Source organism: Serratia sp. CY56464, assembly GCF_052168435.1.
Classification (GTDB): Bacteria; Pseudomonadota; Gammaproteobacteria; order Enterobacterales; family Enterobacteriaceae; genus Serratia; species Serratia marcescens.
Genome location: NZ_JBJNMV010000001.1, coordinates 1,502,155 through 1,522,085, shown reverse-complemented (window position 1 = coordinate 1,522,085; position 19,931 = coordinate 1,502,155). Strand labels below are relative to the sequence as shown.

At 60.6% G+C, this 19,931-nt stretch carries 16 protein-coding genes and 1 other RNA gene; 5 read left to right on the top strand and 12 right to left on the bottom strand.

Going from position 1 to position 19,931, the window contains the following annotated elements:
- Window positions 1–46: 46 nt before the first annotated feature.
- Window positions 47–1,489: a protein adenylyltransferase SelO gene (locus ACJ8KE_RS07340; RefSeq protein WP_442517187.1), complete on the top strand. Its 1,443-nt coding sequence runs from the start codon at window positions 47–49 to the stop codon at window positions 1,487–1,489.
- A gap of 33 nt (window positions 1,490–1,522) precedes the next feature.
- Here ACJ8KE_RS07340 and ACJ8KE_RS07335 read toward each other — a convergent pair whose 3' ends face one another.
- The 9 genes from ACJ8KE_RS07335 to ppsR form a co-directional block, all read right to left on the bottom strand.
- Entirely contained in the window at window positions 1,523–2,308 is a 786-nt protein-coding gene (locus ACJ8KE_RS07335; RefSeq protein WP_016927949.1) for a heme ABC transporter ATP-binding protein, read from the bottom strand.
- Window positions 2,301–3,305 carry a FecCD family ABC transporter permease gene (locus ACJ8KE_RS07330; protein WP_016927948.1) on the bottom strand — a complete coding sequence of 335 codons (1,005 nt, stop codon included), beginning with the start codon at window positions 3,303–3,305 and terminating at the stop codon, window positions 2,301–2,303. Before ACJ8KE_RS07330 ends, ACJ8KE_RS07335 begins: the two co-directional genes overlap by 8 nt.
- A complete protein-coding gene (locus ACJ8KE_RS07325; RefSeq protein WP_016927947.1) occupies window positions 3,305–4,135 on the bottom strand; it encodes a heme/hemin ABC transporter substrate-binding protein in 831 nt (276 codons plus the stop codon). Before ACJ8KE_RS07325 ends, ACJ8KE_RS07330 begins: the two co-directional genes overlap by 1 nt.
- Window positions 4,132–5,169 (bottom strand): hemin-degrading factor, encoded by a 1,038-nt coding sequence (locus ACJ8KE_RS07320; RefSeq protein WP_016927946.1) that lies wholly within the window; start codon window positions 5,167–5,169, stop codon window positions 4,132–4,134. The genes ACJ8KE_RS07325 and ACJ8KE_RS07320 overlap by 4 nt, the downstream gene beginning before the upstream one ends.
- 66 nt (window positions 5,170–5,235) lie before the next feature.
- Window positions 5,236–7,308, bottom strand: coding sequence for a TonB-dependent hemoglobin/transferrin/lactoferrin family receptor (locus tag ACJ8KE_RS07315; protein ID WP_016927945.1), 2,073 nt, complete (start codon window positions 7,306–7,308; stop codon window positions 5,236–5,238).
- 94 nt (window positions 7,309–7,402) lie between these two features.
- The gene (hemP, locus tag ACJ8KE_RS07310; protein WP_016927944.1) at window positions 7,403–7,585 is read right to left on the bottom strand and encodes a hemin uptake protein HemP; all 183 of its coding nucleotides are present in this window, start codon (window positions 7,583–7,585) and stop codon (window positions 7,403–7,405) included.
- Window positions 7,586–7,756: 171 nt separating this feature from the next.
- Window positions 7,757–8,242, bottom strand: coding sequence for a glutathione peroxidase (locus tag ACJ8KE_RS07305; protein WP_015377714.1), 486 nt, complete (start codon window positions 8,240–8,242; stop codon window positions 7,757–7,759).
- Window positions 8,243–8,347: 105 nt separating this feature from the next.
- Entirely contained in the window at window positions 8,348–9,394 is a 1,047-nt protein-coding gene (locus ACJ8KE_RS07300) for a 3-deoxy-7-phosphoheptulonate synthase (protein WP_015377715.1), read from the bottom strand.
- Window positions 9,395–9,590: 196 nt separating this feature from the next.
- Entirely contained in the window at window positions 9,591–10,451 is an 861-nt protein-coding gene (gene ppsR / locus ACJ8KE_RS07295; protein ID WP_161544659.1) for a posphoenolpyruvate synthetase regulatory kinase/phosphorylase PpsR, read from the bottom strand.
- Between the two features lie 460 nt (window positions 10,452–10,911).
- Between ppsR and ppsA the strand changes: the two genes are divergently transcribed.
- Window positions 10,912–13,290: a phosphoenolpyruvate synthase gene (gene ppsA / locus ACJ8KE_RS07290; RefSeq protein WP_028128172.1), complete on the top strand. Its 2,379-nt coding sequence runs from the start codon at window positions 10,912–10,914 to the stop codon at window positions 13,288–13,290.
- 109 nt (window positions 13,291–13,399) lie between these two features.
- Here ppsA and rprA read toward each other — a convergent pair.
- Both rprA and ydiK read right to left on the bottom strand, forming a co-directional pair.
- Window positions 13,400–13,509: antisense sRNA RprA (rprA, locus tag ACJ8KE_RS07285), an RNA gene on the bottom strand.
- A 258-nt stretch (window positions 13,510–13,767) separates the two neighbouring features.
- Complete coding sequence (ydiK, locus tag ACJ8KE_RS07280) at window positions 13,768–14,868, bottom strand: AI-2E family transporter YdiK (RefSeq protein WP_049191420.1); 1,101 nt, start codon at window positions 14,866–14,868, stop codon at window positions 13,768–13,770.
- A 245-nt stretch (window positions 14,869–15,113) separates the two neighbouring features.
- On the opposite strand from ydiK, the gene ydiJ reads away from it, so the two are divergent.
- Both ydiJ and menI read left to right on the top strand, forming a co-directional pair.
- Window positions 15,114–18,170, top strand: coding sequence for a D-2-hydroxyglutarate dehydrogenase YdiJ (ydiJ, locus tag ACJ8KE_RS07275; protein WP_028128173.1), 3,057 nt, complete (start codon window positions 15,114–15,116; stop codon window positions 18,168–18,170).
- Window positions 18,167–18,583, top strand: coding sequence for a 1,4-dihydroxy-2-naphthoyl-CoA hydrolase (menI, locus tag ACJ8KE_RS07270; RefSeq protein ID WP_016927938.1), 417 nt, complete (start codon window positions 18,167–18,169; stop codon window positions 18,581–18,583). Before ydiJ ends, menI begins: the two co-directional genes overlap by 4 nt.
- A 45-nt stretch (window positions 18,584–18,628) precedes the next feature.
- On the opposite strand, the gene ACJ8KE_RS07265 is transcribed toward menI, so the two are convergent.
- Window positions 18,629–19,033, bottom strand: a complete 405-nt coding sequence (locus ACJ8KE_RS07265) for a hypothetical protein (RefSeq protein WP_004931369.1) — start codon at window positions 19,031–19,033, stop codon at window positions 18,629–18,631.
- A 526-nt stretch (window positions 19,034–19,559) separates the two neighbouring features.
- Between ACJ8KE_RS07265 and sufA the strand changes: the two genes are divergently transcribed.
- Window positions 19,560–19,931 carry a Fe-S cluster assembly scaffold SufA gene (sufA, locus tag ACJ8KE_RS07260; RefSeq protein WP_004931368.1) on the top strand — a complete coding sequence of 124 codons (372 nt, stop codon included), beginning with the start codon at window positions 19,560–19,562 and terminating at the stop codon, window positions 19,929–19,931.

Below are 19,931 nucleotides of genomic sequence, written 5' to 3'. Positions count from 1 at the left end.
TTAATCCGCCCGTTCACGCTCTACACTACGCTGAAACGGAGGGCCTATGCCGCAGTTCGATAACGCTTACTACCAACAGTTACTAGGTTTCTACACCGCTCTGAATCCAACGCCGCTTAAGGATGCGCGCCTGCTGTACCATAGCGAGCCGCTGGCGCGTGAACTGGGGCTGGATGAAAGCTGGTTTACTCAGGATAAAACCCCGATTTGGGCGGGAGAAACGCTGCTACCGGGCATGCAGCCGCTGGCGCAGGTGTACAGTGGCCACCAGTTCGGCGTGTGGGCCGGGCAACTGGGGGATGGCCGTGGTATTTTGTTGGGCGAACAGCGCCTGGCGGACGGCAGCCACCGCGACTGGCACCTGAAGGGAGCCGGGCTGACGCCGTATTCGCGCATGGGTGATGGCCGCGCGGTGCTGCGTTCGGTGATCCGCGAGTTTCTGGCCTCTGAGGCGCTGCACCATCTGGGGATCCCCACCACCCGAGCGTTGACCATCGTCACCAGCCAACAACCGGTATATCGCGAGCAGCCGGAACGCGGCGCCATGCTGATGCGGGTGGCGGAAAGCCATGTGCGCTTCGGCCACTTTGAACACTTTTATTACCGTAAACAGCCGGAGCAAGTGCGGCAGCTGGCGGATTTCGTCATCGCCCATCACTGGCCACAGCTGCAGGATCAGGCTGAGCGTTACCAGCTGTGGTTTACCGACGTGGTCGAACGCACGGCGCGTTTGATCGCCCATTGGCAAACCGTCGGTTTCGCCCACGGCGTGATGAACACCGACAATATGTCGATTCTCGGCATCACCATCGATTACGGCCCTTATGGCTTCCTGGACGACTACCAGCCCGGCTATATCTGCAACCACTCCGATCACCAGGGACGTTACGCCTTCGACAATCAGCCGGCGGTGGCGCTGTGGAACCTGCATCGCCTGGCGCAAACTCTGTCTGGGTTGATGACCACCGAGCAGCTGCAGCAGGCGCTGGCGGCGTATGAGCCCGCGCTGATGCGCGCCTACGGTGAACAGATGCGCGCCAAACTCGGCTTCTTCACGCCGACGGCGCAGGATAATGACGTGCTCACCGGTTTGTTGAGCCTGATGGCGCAGGAAGGGCGGGACTATACCCGCACGTTCCGCCTGTTGAGCGACACTGAACAGCAGCAGGCGCACTCGCCGCTGCGCGACGAGTTTATCGACCGTGCGGCGTTCGACGCCTGGTATCAGCAGTATCGTCAGCGTTTGCAACAGGAACAGGTCAGCGATGCGGAACGGCAACGGGCGATGAAGGCGGTGAACCCGCGCCTGATCCTGCGCAACTATCTGGCGCAGCAGGCGATTGAGGACGCAGAAAAAGACGACGTGGGCCGTTTGCAGCGGTTGCATCAGGCCCTGCTCAGGCCGTTCGACGAGGCGCCGGAGTATGACGATCTCGCCGCGCTGCCGCCGGACTGGGGCAAACATCTGGAGATTTCCTGTTCCAGCTGAGATGAAAAAGGGCGCCTCATGGCGCCCTTGATGTTATTGACGTAGATAGACCTGCGGCAGCGACGCTTCGGGATGATGCACCACGCCGAGATCGGCCTGATACCAGCGGGTGAGAATGTCGGCCTGCAGCACTTCCTGCGGCGTGCCGCTCGCCACCAGGCGGCCCTGATGCAACAGCAGGATCCGATCGGCGTACAGCGCGGCCAGATTGAGATCGTGCAGCACGCAGCAGACGCCCAGCGGCTGTTGGCGCGTCAGCGAGCGCAGCAGGCGCAGGGTGTGCTGCTGGTGATACAGGTCCAGCGCCGAGGTCGGCTCGTCGAGGAACAGCCAAGCGGGGGACGGTTGCGGCTGCCACAGCTGCGCCAACACCCGCGCCAGCTGCACCCGTTGTTGTTCGCCGCCGGAAAGCTGACGGTAGTCGCGCTGCGCCAGCGCCAGGCAGTCGGTTTGTTCCATCACCTGTTGGAGCGCCTGATGCTCGTCGCGTTTGCCGTGCGGCGCCCGCCCCATGCTGACCACTTCTTCCACGCTGAAGGGAAACGCCAGATCGCTGTACTGGCGCATCACGGCCCGGACTTTGGCCAACTGCTGCGGCGCCCAGTGTTCCAGCGGGCGATCGAGCAGCCGGCATTCGCCGCAGTCCGGCGTCAGATAGCCGGTCAGCAAGCGCAACAGCGTCGATTTTCCGGCGCCGTTAGGGCCGATAATCGCCACCATCTCACCGCTGGCGAGGCTGAGTGAAACGTCGTTGATCAGGCGGCGCGTACCGAGGCTGTAGCGCAGCTCTCGGGCCGTCAGGCAAGCGGCGTTATCCACCGGTTCGCTCCCGCTGGCGCATCACCAGCCACAAGAAGTAAGGACCGCCGATCAGGCTGGTCATCAACCCCACCGGCATTTCGGCCGGCGCCACCAGCGTGCGCGCCAGCGTATCGCTGACCAGCAACAGGCAGGCGCCGCCCAGCGCGGAGCAGGGCAGCAGCCAGCGGTGATCGCCGCCGAGACGCATGCGCACCAGATGGGGCACCACCAGACCGACGAAACCGATCACGCCGCTCATCGCCACCGCCGCACCGATCAGCAGGGCGCTTAGCAACAGCAGTTGCAGCTTGGCGCGCTGGACGTTCACCCCGAGATAGTGGGCCTCTTCATCCCCCAACTGCAACAGGTTCAGCCGGCGCGCCTGCAGCAGCGTCAGCAGCGCCGTAGGCAGGATCAGCGAGGCCGAAACCGCCAGCGTCGGCCACTGCGACTGGCTGAGGCTGCCCATCATCCACAGCGAGAACTGGCGCAGCTGTTGATCGCTGCTGACGTAGGAGAGCACGCCGATGGCCGCCATGCACAGGGCGTTGATGGCGATGCCCGCCAGCAGCAGCCGCGACAGGTTGCCGTGCCCGCTGCGGCTGATGCCGTAGATCAACAACGATACCAGCAGGCTGCCGAGGAACGCCGCCAGCATATGGCCGTACAGCGCGATCGTCACCGGCAACGCCAGCGGCATCACGATGAACAGCGCGACAAACAGCGCGCCGCCGCTGCTGATACCCAGCAGGCTAGGATCCGCCAGCGGGTTGCGGAACAGTCCCTGCATTACGGCGCCGGACACCGCCAATGCGCAGCCGATCACTACCGCCAGCAGCACGCGCGGCAGACGGATGTTCAGCCAGATGTGCCAGGCGGCGTCGCTGAAAGGTTCGCGCCACAGGGTGCGAAACGACAGCGTCAGCGCGCCCAGGTTGGCGGCGACCAGCGCCAGCAGCGTCAGCAGCACCAGCAGACCGATGATGGCCAACTGAGGCGAGGTGCGACAGCGCATTACTTTTGCTCCGCCGCGTGGCGCAGCTTGGCCAGCGCCGCCGGCGTATCCAGACCGAAGCCCAGCAGCGCCATGTCATCGACGATCAGTACGCGGCGCTGCTTGCCTGCCGGCGTCAACGCCAGGCCCGGCAGCGTCCACAGCTGCTGTTCGCCGCCGAGGGTGCGCACGCCGTCGGTGGTGACCAGCAACAGATCCGGCGCGCTGGCGATGACGCCTTCCTGCGACAGCGGACGGTAGCGGTCAAAGCCCTGCATGGCGTTTTTCAGTCCGGCGGCGGCGATCACCGCGTCGGCGGCGGTGTGTTGCCCGGCGGCCATCGGCGTAATGCCGCCGTGGCTCATCACAAACAGCACCTTGACCGGCAGCGGAGAGGTGTCGACCGCCGCCAGCTGCTGTTGATAGCGCTCGCTCAGCTGTTTGCCTTGCTCAACGCGTTGCAGCGCGGCGGCGATCGTAGCGATTTTCTGCGGCACCGCCTGCAGGGTGGTGTCACCCGGCACGCTGACCACTTTGACGCCGCTGTCCGCCAGCTGTTTGAGCACCAGCGCCGGTTGCGCCAGCTCGGTCGTCAGCACCAGCGTCGGTTTGAGCGCCAAAATGCCTTCGGCATTCAGCTGGCGCATGTAGCCGACGTCCGGCAGCGTTTTCACCGCCGCCGGGTGCAAGCTGGTGCTGTCACGGGCGATCACGTCGTCGCCGGCGCCGAGCGCGAAGGCGATTTCCGTCACGTCGCCGCCGATCGAGACGATGCGCTGCGCCGCCGCCGCGGTGAGCGGCAGCGCCAGCGTCATCATCAGCGCCAGGCGGCGGATCAAGGAAGATTTCATGCGGCGATGTCCTTGGCGGCGAGCGCGGCAACCTGCTCGCGCCACTGGGTTTGTTCCGGCTGGCCTTCGGTGCGTTGGCCATACAGCTGCGCGATCTGCGTGCCGTCGGCGGCGAACAGCTCCAGGCTGGTGACGATGCCGTCCTTGGTCGGTTTGCGGGTGATCCAGCTTTCGGCGATGGCGCCTTCGATCAGGTGCAGCGTGAAGCGGCGATTGAACACGTTGATCCAACCTTCCTGCGGCATCAAACGTTCGATCTGGCCGGTGAAGATCTGCACGCAGCCGCGGTTGCCGACGAATATCATGATCTCGTTTTGCTGCTGCTGCGCTGCTTCCAGCAGCTGCGACAGCGCGCTGTTGTCCACCTGATAGGCCAGATCGTCGCCGACGGCGCGGAACGCCTGCTGGCGCGTGAGTTTATTGCGGCTCAGCAGCTGGAAGAACTGGTGAACGTCGGTCATCGCGCGCCATTCAGCGTCGATTTTGGCATGATCTTGCGTTGTTTCATCAACGGTATTCGCCTCGACGGGCTGCAGCGTCAGCGCCGGGTTTTCTTCGCTCAGATGGCGTTCCACCAGCGCCATCCAGGCCGGCAGATCGGTTTCCTCGGTGGTGTAGACCTTGTGCAGCGCATCGCCCTGTTGGTCGAAGAACTGGATGCTGTGGCGCACGCCGCGTTTGTTGGTTTCGCTCATGGCGAAAACGCTGGTCCAGTGGTTGAGGAACAGACGCAGATCCAGCTCGCGCGGGTTGAGGATCAGCCCGGCGTGGCCGTTAAGGTGCTGGTTGCGGTAGCGGCCCATCTGCTCATGCACCGCATAGCTGTTGCGGGTGATGGACTTGGTGACGCCGACCTGCTCAAGCTCGGTCAGCAGGGTGCGCGCGTCGGCCTGCAGGCGGCGGGCGTCGTGGCCGACGCGGGCGTGCGTCAGCTCCGCTTCGCTGACGCCAAGGATCGCCGCCAGATCGCGGGCGTATTTGCCGGGGTGATCGATTTTAGCCTGTTGGTAGCGTTCGTATAGGGTGTTGCTCATGCCGGATTCTCCTGCGCTGTAATGCGAACGGCGGACAATCGGGTTGTCCGCCAGATAGTCAAATGATTACCACTGGTAGCTGACCAGCAGTTTGGCGTTGCGGCCATCCTGCGGGATGCCCTGCGGCGAGTAATATTCTTTGTCGAAGGCGTTACCCAACACCACGGTGGTGGTCATGCCCTGCAGACGGTCGCGGCCCTTGTAGCTCAGATAGAAGTCGTTGACGCCATAACCGGCTTGTTCGGCCGTGCCTGTCTCCACGCGCGTCGCGCGTTCGGCGAAGGTGGCGACCCAGCCGGCAGACAGACCGGTTTCGCCCAGCGGCACGTCCAGCGAGCTGGTGACGGTGTCCGGATTGATGCTGCTTAACCAGTCACCGGTCGCTTCATTTTTGCCACGGGTGCGGTTGTAAGCCAAATCCCAGCCGAACCAGGGGGTTTTATAGCTGAGCGTAGCGTCCCATCCCCAGATTTTGGCGCGATCGACATTGGTCGAGAAGGTGGTGCAACTGATGCAGTAAGGGCCGCGCGGACCGCGTCCCAGTTCCATCGTGACATCGGTGGTGATGTAGTCCTTGGCTTTGGTATCGAAATAGCTGGCTTTGAACTGCAGGCTATCATCGGCCAGCATCAAATCATCGAAACGCAGACCAAACCCGTACTCTTGGGTCTCGTTGGTTTCCGGCTTCAAATTCGGGTTAGGTACCCAATAGTTGGTGATGGTGGTTGGTCCCATTGGAATTGAGAAGTGCTTGGAGTCGTTGTACATCTCACCCATCGTTGGCGCGCGGAACGCCTGAGAATAGGAGCCGAACAGCATCAGCCAGTCGGTAGGCGTAATGCTGACTGCGCCGCGTGAGGACCATTTGTTCGCATCCACATCGGCATAGCCGTCGCTTGAGCCCTTGTAATTGTCATAGCGGGTGCCGGCGAGCAGGGTGACGGGCAGATCGCGCAGCGTGATTTCGTCCTGCAGCCAGCCTGAAGCGAAGTTGATTTTTGCGTGCGGGAAACTTTCGGTAGCGCCGCCCGGCGTTTGCTCCTGTTTGTAAGCCTCGGTGCCGTAGGTCAGCAGATGTGAAGCGAAAGTATCCGCAAACAGGCGCGTGCGGTTTTCGAGTTTGGCGCCTTTCGTGGTTTGTTTACGCGCTTCATCCTCGCTGCCATTGGCGTGAGCGTTAATTTTCACGTCTGAATAATACACTTTCGCTTCCGCATCCAGCCAATCCTGGCCGATTGGCTTCAGTTTGTAACTCAATGCCGCATCGCGTTGAATCGTCGAACGATCGGTCATTAAGTTTCCACTGGAGCTGGCTGGGGTTTGCGGGTTTTTCGGCTCCTGGGCGCTGTTGTTGTAGTAGCGCAGGTTGCCGCTTAGCGACTGGCTATCGTCGATCTTCCAGGTGCCTTTAGCCAGCACGTTGCTGATGGTTTCGTCGTTAGGCGCATCGAAGCCGTTGCCCTGACGAAGATCGCCGACGTCGCGGGTGCCGAACGATAGCAGGCCGTCGAGGTTATCGGTCTTGCCGTAGGCGCTGGCGCCCATGCCCAGGCTGTGGTCGCCGGTGCCGGCGGTGCCGTAGACGCGGAACCCACTATCCTGGCCCGGCAGCAGCAGATCGGCGGCATCGACGGTCTCATAAGACACTACGCCACCCAACGCGCCGCTGCCGTACAGCAACGCGGAGGGGCCGCGCACGATTTCAATGCGTTTCACTAACGCAGGATCCAAAAAAGTGCCGTTAATATGGCCGGTATCGGTCCCCTGGCGGATGCCGTCAACTAACGTCAGCACGCCGCGTCGGTCGTAACCGCGCATCATGAGATCCTGCCCATTGCTGCGCCCGGAACCCGTGACGGTAATGCCCGGCACGCGGCGCAGCATATCGGCGGCGGTGCCTGCAGTTTGACTTTCCGGCGAGTTTCCTTCGATGACCGTGACCATCATCGGCGCTTCAAAGCTGCTGCGTTGGTTGCCGGTGGCGACCACGGTCATGGTCTCGTCGGCGTTTTTGGCCGCTGCCGCGTTGGAAGAAGTTGTTGTGCTGGTGTTTTGTGCCAAGGCCACCGTAGGCAGAGCGCAGGCAATCGCCAGACTCAACGCGGAAAAACGCAGCCGGGTGGAAAATGTCAGAGGCATGGTGCAACTCTCCGTATGTAATAAAACATATCAATAGATTTGCTGGCTGCCTGGATCAAACGATCGGGGTGGCTGGCGTTTGAGGGTTCTGTGGTTATTTGGTCAGGATCAATTTCCCGGCTTTGGTCTGCCGCAGCTGATAGCGCTGGCCCTGATGGGTAATGAACGCGATGCCGTCGGCGCCGAGCAGCTGTGCGCTGTCGTAGCTGGGCGGCGCGTTTGCGCTGTGCTCGGTCGGGGCCGCGGCGGCGGGGGTTGGCGTGTTGGCAGTATCCATCATCATTGTGCTTATAAAACAGATTATTAAATGGTAATTAATATCAAACTGAGAATCATTATCATGTGAAGGAAAGGTTACATCAAGGAAAATTTTCTTACCGATGGAACCTTTTTGTCGAACGGACATCCGGCGGCGGGCCGAGCGCACTCGGCCCGTAAAAAAGGGGCGTTATTTCAGCAGGGTTTCGATGCGGTCAAACAGGCGTTCGGGCTTGGTGATCGGCGCAAAGCGCGTCACGCGCTGGCCGTCGGCGGTGAGCAGGAACTTGGTGAAATTCCATTTGATGCGGCGGCTGCCCAGAATGCCGGGCGCCAGGCGTTTCAGCTCATTGAACAGCGGGTGGGCGCCGGGGCCGTTAACGTCGATCTTGCTGAACAGCGGGAAACTGACGCCGTAGTTGAGGCTGCAAAAATTGGCGATCTCCAGCGGACTGCCCGGCTCCTGAGAACCAAACTGGTTGCAGGGGAAGCCGAGCACCATCAGGCCACGCTCGCGATAGTATCGCCACAAATTTTCCAGCCCGCGGTATTGCGGGGTGAAGCCGCACTTGCTGGCGGTGTTGACCACCAGGTAAGCGCGCGCCGGGAAATCGCCCAGCGTTTTTTGCTCGCCCTGCAGCGTGACGCAGGGAATGGATAACAGAGAGTGAATCATGCCGGGGCTCCCAGTGCGTTTCGGCGGGTGCTAAAGCGTTGCAATCAGTATAGATGAGCAGGGCGGGATGAATAAAGCCGGGGCGAGGCCCCGGCCTGTGTTGCGTCAGAAACGGCTATCGACCGCATCCGCCAGCATCGCCAGCAGCTGTTCGCTGTCGGACCAGCTCAGGCAAGGATCGGTGATCGACTGGCCATAGGTCAGCGGTTGGCCGGCGACGATCTTCTGCGTGCCTTCCACCAGGAAGCTTTCCGCCATCACGCCGGTGATGGCGGCAGAGCCGGCGCGGATCTGCTGGCAGACGTTGTCGGCCACTTCCAACTGGCGGCGGTGCATTTTCTGGCAGTTGCCGTGGCTGAAGTCGATCACCAGGTGCTCCGGCAGATCGAATTCACGCAGGCTGTCACAGGCGGCGGCGATATCGCTGGCGTGGTAGTTCGGCGTTTTGCCGCCGCGCATGATGATGTGGCCGTACGGGTTGCCGCTGGTCTGGTAGATGGTCATCTGGCCATGTTTGTCCGGCGACAGGAACATGTGCCCGGCGCGCGCCGCGCGAATGGCGTCGATGGCGATGCGGGTGTTGCCGTCGGTGCCGTTTTTGAAGCCGACCGGGCAGGAGAGCGCCGAGGCCATTTCACGGTGGATCTGGCTTTCGGTGGTGCGTGCGCCGATGGCGCCCCAGCTGATCAGATCGGCGATGTATTGGCCGACGACCATGTCCAGGAATTCGGTGGCGGTCGGCAGGCCGAGCTGGTTCACTTCCAGCAGCAGGCGGCGTGCCATTTCGATGCCGCGGTTGACCTGGAAGGTGCCGTCCAGCGCCGGATCGGAGATCAGGCCTTTCCAGCCGACGACGGTGCGCGGTTTTTCGAAATAGGTGCGCATTACGATCTCCAGGCGATCCTGGTAGCGCTCGCGCAGGGCGTTCAGCCGGCCGGCGTAATCGACGGCGGCATCGAGATCGTGGATCGAGCAGGGGCCGATCACCACCAGCAGGCGGCGGTCTTCACCGGTGAGGATTTTTTCAATGCGTTTACGTGACGCTGTCACGTTATCGGCGATGGCCGCCGAGATCGGCAGCTTGTCCGCCAACGCTTGCGGCGTGACGAGGCTGTCGATGCGCGCGGTCCGCAGTTCATCTGTTTTGTGCATGTTGTTCCCTGGAAACTGTTCTTCTCTGCGGCAGGAGTGCCGGGAAGTGATGGCGATCACAATAACGCAAAAAGCGCTGAATTCAACCGTAGAGATTGTGTTCTGTTGATCAAAGCCGCGAAAAAAAGCACAAAAAAATCAGCTGCTGCTGAAATAAACGGCAGGCGGCGGGGCACGGGGCCCCGCGAGGGAAAGATCAGAACATGCGGCGGCTCATGCCAAGGATGTCGAGGATTTTGGTGGAGATCTCTTCGACCGAATAGTTGGTGGTATTGAGGTAGCGGATCTGATTTTTGCGGAACAGCGCCTCGACCTCGGCGAGCTCCATGCGGCACTGGCGCAGTGAGGCGTAACGGCTGTTTTCGCGCCGTTCTTCGCGGATCGCCGCAAGGCGTTCCGGATCGATGGTCAGGCCGAATAATTTATGCTGAAACGGTTTCAGCGAGGCCGGCAGGTGCAAATTGTCCATATCGTCGGCGATAAACGGATAGTTGGCGGCGCGGATGCCGAACTGCATCGCCAGATAAAGGCTGGTGGGGGTTTTGCCGCAGCGCGACACGCCGAGCAGGATCACCTGCGCCTGATCGAGATTGCGCAGCGAAATGCCGTCGTCATGCGCCAGGGTATAGTCGATGGCGGCAATGCGCGCGTCGTACTTGCCGAGGTTGCTGGCGGTCAGACCGTGGGTGCGGTTCGGCACCGGCGTTGGCTCCACGTCCAGCTCACCCTGCAGCGGGCCGACCAGCGCCTGCACGATATCCTGACAGAAGCCTTGGCTTTGCACGATCACATCGCGCACTTCCGGCGAGATGATGGAGTAAAACACCAGCGGCCGTACACCAGTTTCATTATAGATATCATCGATTTGTTGGCGAACTGCGCGTGCGCGCGCCTCGGTTTCGACAAACGGCAAGGTGTAAGTGGTCGCCGTGACCGGGAACTGCGACAGCACCGCGTGCCCCAGCACTTCGGCGGTGATCGCCGTACCATCCGAAATATAAAAAACGCTTCTTTCCACCCGAGGCTCCTTACCTGAAAACGGTGTTCCTGCTGTCATCACTGCCAATATCATGAGCCGCAGACGATCCGCGGGTAAAGGGGCGAGGGAAAAAATTGTGACGGCGGGGCGGTAAAGCGTCTTGCGGCGGCGCGCGAAAAAAAAGCGCGCGTTGGCGGCGATAGAAATCGCGGCGCAGCGACGCTTTTCGAGCCGAAACGTAAATTTGCCGCTATTTTCACCAAAAACGATAGCGTTTGCGTGGTCATTAAAACAGAATTTTAAAAAGAGCGTAATTTGTTGAGAACTAAGCTTTTCGTGCGATTGGGAACGGTTCCCAGGCAAATCAGCCGGTTAGGACATTCTCTTAAAAACCACTTTCTTCAGTGGGTTGATCGATTCACCTTTCCATTTTCCCCGGATCAGTGTGCTAGTCTGATTCGGCTCCGTGTTAGCGGCGCCGTAAAGCAAGCGAATTAAATCCGTCTTTACCCTACTGATAGCAATAAGGATTGTCTCGATGTCCAACAATGGCCCAGACTTGCGTAATGTGCTTTGGTACAACCAGCTTGGCATGCACGACGTTGACCGTGTCGGCGGCAAAAATGCCTCCCTCGGTGAAATGATCACCAATCTTTCCGATTTGGGCGTGGCCGTGCCTAACGGTTTTGCCACCACCGCACAGGCGTTTAACGATTTCCTCGAACAAAGCGGTGTTAACCAGCGCATCTATCAGCTACTGGATCAGACCGACGTTGACGACGTTGCCCAACTGGCCAAGGCCGGCGCCCAGATCCGCCAATGGGTGATCGACACGCCGTTCCACGCCGAGTTCGAGCGTGAAATTCATCAGGCTTACCAACAGCTCGCCGACGGCGAACCGGAAGCTTCCTTTGCGGTGCGCTCCTCCGCCACGGCGGAAGACATGCCGGACGCCTCCTTCGCCGGCCAGCAGGAAACCTTCCTCAACGTGCAGGGCATCGACGCCGTAATGGTGGCGATCAAGCACGTGTTCGCGTCGCTGTTCAACGACCGCGCCATCTCTTATCGCGTGCACCAGGGCTACGATCACCGCGGCGTGGCGCTGTCGGCCGGCGTACAGCGCATGGTGCGCTCGGATCTGGCCTCCTCGGGCGTCATGTTCACCATCGACACCGAGTCCGGCTTTGATCAGGTGGTATTCATCACCTCCGCTTTCGGCTTGGGTGAAATGGTGGTGCAGGGCGCGGTGAACCCGGATGAGTTCTACGTGCACAAACCGACGCTGCAAAACGGCAAGCCGGCGATCGTGCGCCGCAACCTGGGTTCGAAAAAGATCCGCATGGTATACGCGCCGTCGCAGGATCACGGCAAACAGGTGCGCATTGAAGACGTGCCGGAAGCGCAGCGCAGCCGTTTCTCGCTGACGGATGACGAAGTGCAGGCGCTGGCGCAGCAGGCGATCCTGATCGAAAAACATTACGGCCGCCCGATGGATATCGAGTGGGCGAAAGACGGCCATACCGGCAAGCTGCTGATCGTGCAGGCACGCCCGGAGACCGTACGCTCCAACGAACAAACCATGGAGCGCTACCAGCTGAACGGCACCAGTCCGGTGTTGGTGGAAGGCCGCGCCATCGGTCACCGCATCGGCGCCGGTCCGGTGAAAGTGATCCACGACATCAGCGAAATGGATCGCATCCAGCCGGGCGACGTGCTGGTCACCGACATGACCGACCCAGACTGGGAACCGATCATGAAGAAAGCCGCCGCGATCGTCACCAACCGCGGCGGGCGCACCTGTCACGCGGCGATCATCGCCCGTGAGCTGGGCATCCCGGCGGTGGTGGGCTGCGGCCACGCCACCGACGTGCTGAAAGACGGCCAGAAAGTCACCGTATCCTGTGCGGAAGGCGACACCGGCTTCGTTTACAGCGACATGCTGGATTTCAGCGTGCAGAGCTCTGAAGTGACCGAGCTGCCGGATCTGCCGCTGAAGATCATGATGAACGTCGGCAACCCGGATCGCGCTTTCGACTTTGCGCGTTTGCCGAATGAAGGCGTGGGCCTGGCGCGGCTGGAATTTATCATCAACCGCATGATTGGCGTGCACCCGCGCGCGCTGCTGGAGTTCGATCAGCAGACGCCGGCGCTGCAAAACGAAATTCGCGCGTTGATGCAGGGTTACGACCACCCGGTCGAGTTCTACGTTGGCCGCCTGACAGAAGGGATCGCGACGCTGGGCGCCGCCTTCTGGCCGAAGCGTGTGATCGTGCGGCTGTCCGACTTCAAATCCAACGAGTACGCCAACTTGGTGGGCGGCGATAAGTATGAACCGCACGAAGAGAACCCGATGCTGGGCTTCCGCGGCGCCGGCCGTTACGTGGCCGACAGCTTCCGCGATTGCTTCGCGCTGGAGTGCGAGGCGGTGAAACGCGTACGTAACGACATGGGGCTGACCAACGTCGAAATCATGGTGCCGTTCGTGCGCACCGTGGCGCAGGCGGAAGCGGTGGTGGCCGAGTTGGCGCGTCAGGGGCTGAAGCGCGGCGAAAACGGGCTGAAAGTGATCATGATGTGCGAGATCCCGTCCAATGCGCTGTTGGCGGATCAGTTCCTCGAGCACTTCGACGGCTTCTCCATCGGCTCCAACGACATGACTCAGCTGGCGCTGGGGCTGGATCGCGATTCCGGCGTGGTGTCGGAACTGTTCGACGAGCGCAACGAGGCGGTGAAAGCGCTGCTGTCGATGGCGATTCAGGCGGCCAAGCGCCACGGCAAATACGTCGGCATCTGCGGCCAGGGTCCGTCTGACCATGAAGACTTCGCCGAGTGGCTGATGGAGCAGGGCATCGACAGCCTGTCGCTCAACCCGGACACTGTGGTGCAGACCTGGATCAATTTGTCGAAAAAGAAATAATGTCTCGGCCTCGCTGAGGCATTAACGTCAGGCCGCAGTTAACGCTGCGGCCTTTTTATTTCTGAATGTAAATAACGGCGCGTAAAATAATCAATTCGACGAAAAAAGAATAAAAAAAAGCCCACCGTAGGAGATGGGCAAAGACTACACACAGCAATTCACATGTATGGCATTACATTGTTCAGAAAGGTTGCTTTAAAATCAGTGATTTGAAGCAATAGATGGCCATAATACTAGATTTTTGAACGCGACTAGTCATTAAGAATCATCCTAATCGATAGCGGCATCACATTTTATTTGCGGTAGTTATCTCTTTTTTCCGTTTGCAACAAACAGGGATTTACATTGCACCTTTCATTCGCCGTACTGAAATCAATATAGGGCGGCATTATATTGGGCGGAGATATTACTCGAATGGGGTAGGAATAATGACAGGCGTGAAAAGTTCCGCCCGACGATGCGGGCGGAAGGGGGGAATTAGCGTTTTTCCAGATCTTCGATGACTTGCTCCGGTGCGGAGGTCGGCTCCGGCGCTTCATCCATCCAGGCGGTCAACAGGCGATAAGATACCGCCAACACCACCGGGCCGATGAACAGGCCAATCATGCCGAAGGCCAGCAAACCGCCGATAACGCCGGACAGGATCAGCAGCAGCGGCAGGTCTGCGCCCATGCGGATCAGCACCGGGCGCAGCACGTTATCCAGCGTGGCCACCACGCAGCTCCAGACCAGCAGCACGGTGCCCCAGGTGGTGTCGCCGTGCCAGTACAGCCAGATGATGGCCGGCACCAGCACCAACAGCGGCCCCAATTGCGCCACGCAGCAGATAAAGATCAGCATCGTCAGCAGAGTGGCGGCAGGAATGCCGCTTACCGCCAGACCGATGCCGCCCAGCACCGACTGCACCAACGCCGTCACCACCACGCCCAGCGCGACGGCGCGGATCGCTTGGCCGCCCAGCAGCACCGCCGCATCGCCGCGTTTGGAACCGAGGCGCACCGCAAAGTGACGGATACCCAGCGCCACCTGCTCGCCGCGCGCATACAACAAGGCGCTGAACAGCAGCATCAGCGCGCAGTGCAGCAGCAGACGACCGATATGCGCCGCCTGCGCCACGAACCAGGTGGCGGTTTGGCCGAAGTACGGCTGCACCTTCGCCAGCAGCGCAGCGCCGCCGGCGTTAACCAATGTGTGGTAGCTGGTATAGAGCCTGTCGCCGATCATCGGCACGGACTGCAGCCAGGCGAGATCGGGAATGTGCAGCTTGCCGGGCGAACTGGCCCAGGCGATCAGCGGCGCGCTGTTATCCACCACGCTGCTGATCAGCAGGGAAATAGGCAGAATGAACAGCAGGATCAGCAGCAGGGTCATGACCAACACCGCCAGCGAGCGGCGGCCCCACAGCAGCTTTTGCAGTTTGAGCAGCAACGGCCAGGTGGCGATCACCACCATACCCGCCCAGGCGAAGCCGAGAATAAACGGTTGGATCACCCAAAAACAGGCAACGATCATGATGGCGATAAACAGCACGCCGAAAATAATTCGCGGTAAGTCGTAACGCGATTGCGGGAGTGGCATCAGTGGGTTCTCATCCTGGTCAATTAAATCCCTGGCACCGGCGAATCGGGGTGCCTGTCGGTCGGTTTATCACCGCCGGGCGGCCGCCTGTGGCGGCGCTCGCAGGGCGGTAATAATGTGAATGCCTTCACTAAACGAGTATGTTAGTTTTTAGTGTCACTAAAAAATAGGGTGGGTCTGAATTAAAGGCCCGATTCAGCGTACATCAGCGCATAAAAAATAGACGGACAGGGTCAAAAAAGCGAATGATCCCACAGATTTCTCAGGCGCCCGGCCTCGTTCAACGGGTGCTCGACTTTTTGGAAGCACTGAAGCAAAACGGATTCAACGGCGATACCGCCACCAGCTATGCCGACCGGCTGACGATGGCCACCGACAACAGTATCTATCAGCTGCTGCCCGATGCGGTGGTGTTCCCCCGTTCCACCGCCGATGTGGCGCTGATCGCCCGTCTGGCCGGAGAAGAGCGCTTCAATACGCTGACCTTCAGCCCGCGCGGCGGCGGCACCGGCACCAACGGCCAGTCGCTCAATACCGGCATCGTGGTCGATATGTCGCGCCACATGAACCGCATTCTGGAGATCAACGTCGAACAAGGCTGGGTGAAAGTCGAAGCCGGCGTGATCAAGGATCAGCTGAATCAATACCTGCGGCCGTTCGGCTACTTCTTCTCGCCGGAACTGTCCACCAGCAACCGCGCCACGCTGGGGGGCATGATCAACACCGATGCTTCCGGCCAGGGCTCGCTGGTGTACGGCAAAACCTCCGATCACGTGTTGGGCCTGCGGGCGGTGCTGCTGGGCGGCGAGATGATCGATACCCGCGCCATGCCGACAGCGCTGGCGGAAACGATTGCTCAGGAAGAGACCGCCGAAGGGCGCATCTACCGCACGGTGCTCAACCGCTGCCGCGAGCAGCGCGCGCTGATCCTGGAGAAATTCCCCAAGCTCAACCGCTTCCTCACCGGTTACGATCTGCGCCACGTGCTGAGCGACGATCTGCAGACCTTCGATTTGACGCGCATTCTGACCGGCGCCGAGGGCACGCTGGCGTTTATCACCGAGGCGCGGCTGGACATCACGCCGCTGCCGAAAGTGCGCCGCCTGGTCAACGTGAAGTACGACTCCTTTGACTCTGCGCTGCGCAATGCGCCCTTTATGGTCGAGGCCAAGGCGCTGTCGGTGGAAACCATCGATTCCAAGGTGCTGAACCTGGCGCGTGAAGACATTGTTTGGCACTCGGTGAACGAACTGATCGCCGACGTGCCGGATAAAGAGATGCTCGGGCTGAACATCGTCGAGTTCGCCGGCGACGATCGGGCGCTGATCGACGGCCAGATGGAAGCCCTGTGCCAACGGCTGGACGAATTGATCGCGCAGCGGCAGGGCGGCGTGATCGGCTACCAGATCTGCGGCGATCTGGCTGGCATCGAGCGCATTTACAACATGCGCAAGAAGGCGGTCGGGCTGCTGGGCAACGCCAAAGGGCGTGCCAAGCCGATTCCGTTCGCCGAGGACACCTGTGTGCCGCCGCAACATCTGGCGGACTATATCGTCGAATTTCGGCAACTGCTCGATGACCACAATCTGAGCTATGGCATGTTTGGCCACGTCGACGCCGGGGTGCTGCACGTGCGCCCGGCGCTTGACATGTGCGACCCGCAGCAGGAAGTGCTGATGAAGCAGATCTCCGATCGGGTGGTGGCGCTGACCGCCAAATACGGCGGCCTGCTGTGGGGAGAGCACGGCAAGGGGTTCCGCGCGGAATACAGCCCTGAATTCTTCGGGGAAACGCTGTATGAAGAGCTGCGCCGCATCAAGGCGGCGTTCGATCCGGATAATCGCCTGAACCCAGGCAAGATCTGTTCGCCGCTGGCGGTCGATGCGCCGATGATGCAGGTTGACGCGGTCAAACGCGGCACCTTCGATCGCCAGATCCCGGTCGAGGTGCGCACCTCGTTCCGCGGCGCACTGGAGTGTAACGGCAACGGCCTGTGCTTCAACTTCGACGTGCGCAGCCCGATGTGCCCGTCGATGAAGATCAGCGGCAACCGCATTCATTCGCCGAAAGGGCGGGCGACGCTGGTGCGCGAGTGGCTGCGTCTGTTGGCCGAGCAAGGCGTCGATCCGTTGGCGCTGGAGAAACAGCTGCCGCAGCAGCGCCTCAGCTTGCGCGGTCTAATCGAGAAAACCCGCAACAGCTGGCATGCCGGCAAGGGCGAGTACGACTTTTCGCACGAAGTGAAAGAGGCGATGTCTGGCTGTCTGGCCTGCAAGGCCTGTTCCACCCAGTGCCCGATCAAAATTGACGTGCCGGGGTTCCGTTCGCGCTTCCTGCAGCTCTACCACACCCGCTATCTGCGCCCGGTGAGTGACTACATGGTCGCCGGCGTAGAGAGCTATACCCCATTGATGGCCCGCGCGCCGAAGGTGTTCAACTTCTTCTTCCGCCAGCCGTGGCTGCGAGAGATGAGCCGCAACGCCATCGGCATGGTTGATCTGCCGCTGTTGTCCAGCCCGACGCTGCGTCAGCAGCTGTCCGGCCACCGCGCGACCACGCTGACGCTGGAGCAGCTGGAAGGGCTGAGCGCCGAGCAGCGGGCAGAACACGTGTTGATCGTCCAGGATCCGTTCACCAGCTATTACGACGCCAAAGTGGTGGCGGACTTTGTCCGGCTGGTGGAGAAGCTCGGTTATAAACCGGTGCTGCTGCCGTTCTCGCCGAACGGCAAGGCGCAGCATGTGAAAGGTTTCCTGACGCGGTTTGCCCGCACCGCGCGCAAAACCGCCGATTTTCTCAACCGCGTGGCGCAGCTCGGCATGCCGCTGGTGGGCGTCGATCCGGCGCTGGTGCTGTGTTACCGCGACGAATACCGCGAGATCCTCGGCGCCGAGCGCGGCGATTTCCAGGTGCAGCTGGTGCATGAATGGCTGCAGCAGCGGATCGCGGATCGCGCCGAACAGCCGGCGACCGGCGAGCCGTGGTATCTGTTCGGCCACTGCACCGAAACCACCGCGCTGCCGGCCAGCGGCCAACAATGGGCGGCGATCTTCGCCCGCTTCGGCGCCAAACTGGAGAACGTCAGCGTCGGCTGCTGCGGCATGGCGGGCACTTACGGCCATGAAGCCAAGAACCTGCAAAACTCGCTCGGCATTTATGAGCTATCATGGCATCCGACGCTACAGCGTTTGCCGCGGCAGCGCTGCCTGGCGACCGGCTATTCCTGCCGCAGCCAGGTGAAACGCATCGAGGGCAATGGCGTGCGCCACCCATTACAGGCACTTCTGGAGATGATTGAGTGAAATTGTGGAAACGTGAAACGTCGCTGGAGCAGCTGAACCGCGCCGGTGACGGCTGCATGGTCAGCCATGTGGGCATCGAGTTTACCCAGCTGGGCGAGGATTTCCTCGAGGCCACCATGCCGGTCGATGGCCGCACCCGGCAGCCGTTCGGGCTGTTGCACGGCGGGGCGTCGGTGGTGCTGGCGGAATCGATGGGATCGATGGCCGGTTACCTGTGCAGTGAGGGCGAGCAGAAAGTGGTGGGGCTGGAGATCAACGCCAACCACCTGCGCGCGGTGTTCGATGGCCAGGTGCGCGGGGTGTGCCGCGCGCTGCACGTTGGCCGCCGTCATCAAGTATGGCAAATCGAGATCTTCGACGCGCGCGATCGGCTGTGCTGCACTTCGCGTCTGACCACGGCGGTCATCGACTGATCCCCGCCGGTTTCCGCAGGCGCTCGGCCTGCGGAGCCTTTCGCTTTACAGTTGAAACGGCACGCGTTTGACGAAGTCCTTCTGAAACGCGTTCGCCTTCTCCCAGGTGCCTTCCATTGCGTATTTTTGGCAGATCAGCGTCAGCGTATGGCGCGCGAAGTGGTAACTTTGCACCCGAAACAGCTGGCAACGCTGCGGATTGTTGATCTCGACGATCAGCCGGTTGTGCAGCTTGCTGAGCGCGTGCAGGTAGCTGTCGTCGTCACCGTTCTCCAGACACAGATTGGCCATGGTAAGGCTGACGCTGTTGTACCGCTTCAGGTGGTCGATATTGCATTCCGGGCGCCGTAGCGCCGCTTCGGCCATGTAAAAGTCCACCGTGGCGTCGCGCACGCTGAATTTGTAGTCATCAATCTTGCCCAGCAACCATGCGTTGATCGAAAGAGTCATTGGCTTCGCGCTCAAATTACAATTGAATGATAATCATTATCATATAAACTGCCGCGTTGCCGATCAATCCCCGGCGTGGCGTTTTTTCATTGCGTGAGGTGTAAAAGGCTGCCGACGACCCAACTTGAGCCTGAGCGACTAAACTTTAACCTGAGGGTGCGCGCTTGCGCTGCGCCACGAAATGCCGATAAACGCACATTTACGACAGACAGAATGCAGAAATAGGTATTTTCTATGAATGTTTAGATCGGCAATGCACCGCGGCGCTGTAACGCTGACGGGCCACCGGGGAGTGCGGTACGGTGATGCAGGATAAAGAACAAATTCATAGGGATAGCATGTACACCTTGCCGCCAGACGCCGCAAGCCGCCACGGATGTCCCGCTGGCTTGCCGCACGCCGCAGCGAAAAACCGCGCTCGCGGCGGATACCCCCGCAAAACAAACGGTTGAAGTGATAATCGTTATCACTAACATATAAGCAACCCAGATTGGCTGTGGCCAAACACGAGTGTGAGGTAGACCCTATGCAAACGGAAAATGTCGGCACTTTTTCTCTGGATGAAAATGTCTGGCAAGGCATTTCGCTCAGCGACAGCGCCGTACGACAAATAACCAAACTGATGCAGCAGGATCCGCAGGTGAAAGGGCTGCAGCTAGGGGTGAAACAATCCGGCTGCGCCGGCTTTGCCTATGTGCTGGATCTGACCCGCGAACCCGCCGATGACGATCTGCTGTTTGAGCGCGACGGCGCCAAACTCTACGTGCCGCTGAAGGCCATGCCGTTCATCGATGGCACCACGGTAGATTACGTCCGCGAAGGGCTGAATCAGATATTCAAATTCAACAACCCTAAAGCTCAGCATGCCTGCGGGTGCGGCGAGAGCTTTGGCGTTTGA

Coding starts and splice junctions, on each gene's coding strand:
- ACJ8KE_RS07340 (WP_442517187.1), top strand. CDS start 47: ATGCCGCAGTTCGATAACGCTTACTACCAACAGTTACTAGGTTTCTAC.
- ACJ8KE_RS07330 (WP_016927948.1), bottom strand. CDS start 3,305: ATGCGCTGTCGCACCTCGCCTCAGTTGGCCATCATCGGTCTGCTGGTG.
- ACJ8KE_RS07325 (WP_016927947.1), bottom strand. CDS start 4,135: ATGAAATCTTCCTTGATCCGCCGCCTGGCGCTGATGATGACGCTGGCG.
- ACJ8KE_RS07320 (WP_016927946.1), bottom strand. CDS start 5,169: ATGAGCAACACCCTATACGAACGCTACCAACAGGCTAAAATCGATCAC.
- ACJ8KE_RS07315 (WP_016927945.1), bottom strand. CDS start 7,308: ATGCCTCTGACATTTTCCACCCGGCTGCGTTTTTCCGCGTTGAGTCTG.
- hemP (WP_016927944.1), bottom strand. CDS start 7,585: ATGGATACTGCCAACACGCCAACCCCCGCCGCCGCGGCCCCGACCGAG.
- ACJ8KE_RS07305 (WP_015377714.1), bottom strand. CDS start 8,242: ATGATTCACTCTCTGTTATCCATTCCCTGCGTCACGCTGCAGGGCGAG.
- ACJ8KE_RS07300 (WP_015377715.1), bottom strand. CDS start 9,394: ATGCACAAAACAGATGAACTGCGGACCGCGCGCATCGACAGCCTCGTC.
- ppsR (WP_161544659.1), bottom strand. CDS start 10,451: ATGACAGCAGGAACACCGTTTTCAGGTAAGGAGCCTCGGGTGGAAAGA.
- ppsA (WP_028128172.1), top strand. CDS start 10,912: ATGTCCAACAATGGCCCAGACTTGCGTAATGTGCTTTGGTACAACCAG.
- ydiK (WP_049191420.1), bottom strand. CDS start 14,868: ATGCCACTCCCGCAATCGCGTTACGACTTACCGCGAATTATTTTCGGC.
- ydiJ (WP_028128173.1), top strand. CDS start 15,114: ATGATCCCACAGATTTCTCAGGCGCCCGGCCTCGTTCAACGGGTGCTC.
- ACJ8KE_RS07265 (WP_004931369.1), bottom strand. CDS start 19,033: ATGACTCTTTCGATCAACGCATGGTTGCTGGGCAAGATTGATGACTAC.
- sufA (WP_004931368.1), top strand. CDS start 19,560: ATGCAAACGGAAAATGTCGGCACTTTTTCTCTGGATGAAAATGTCTGG.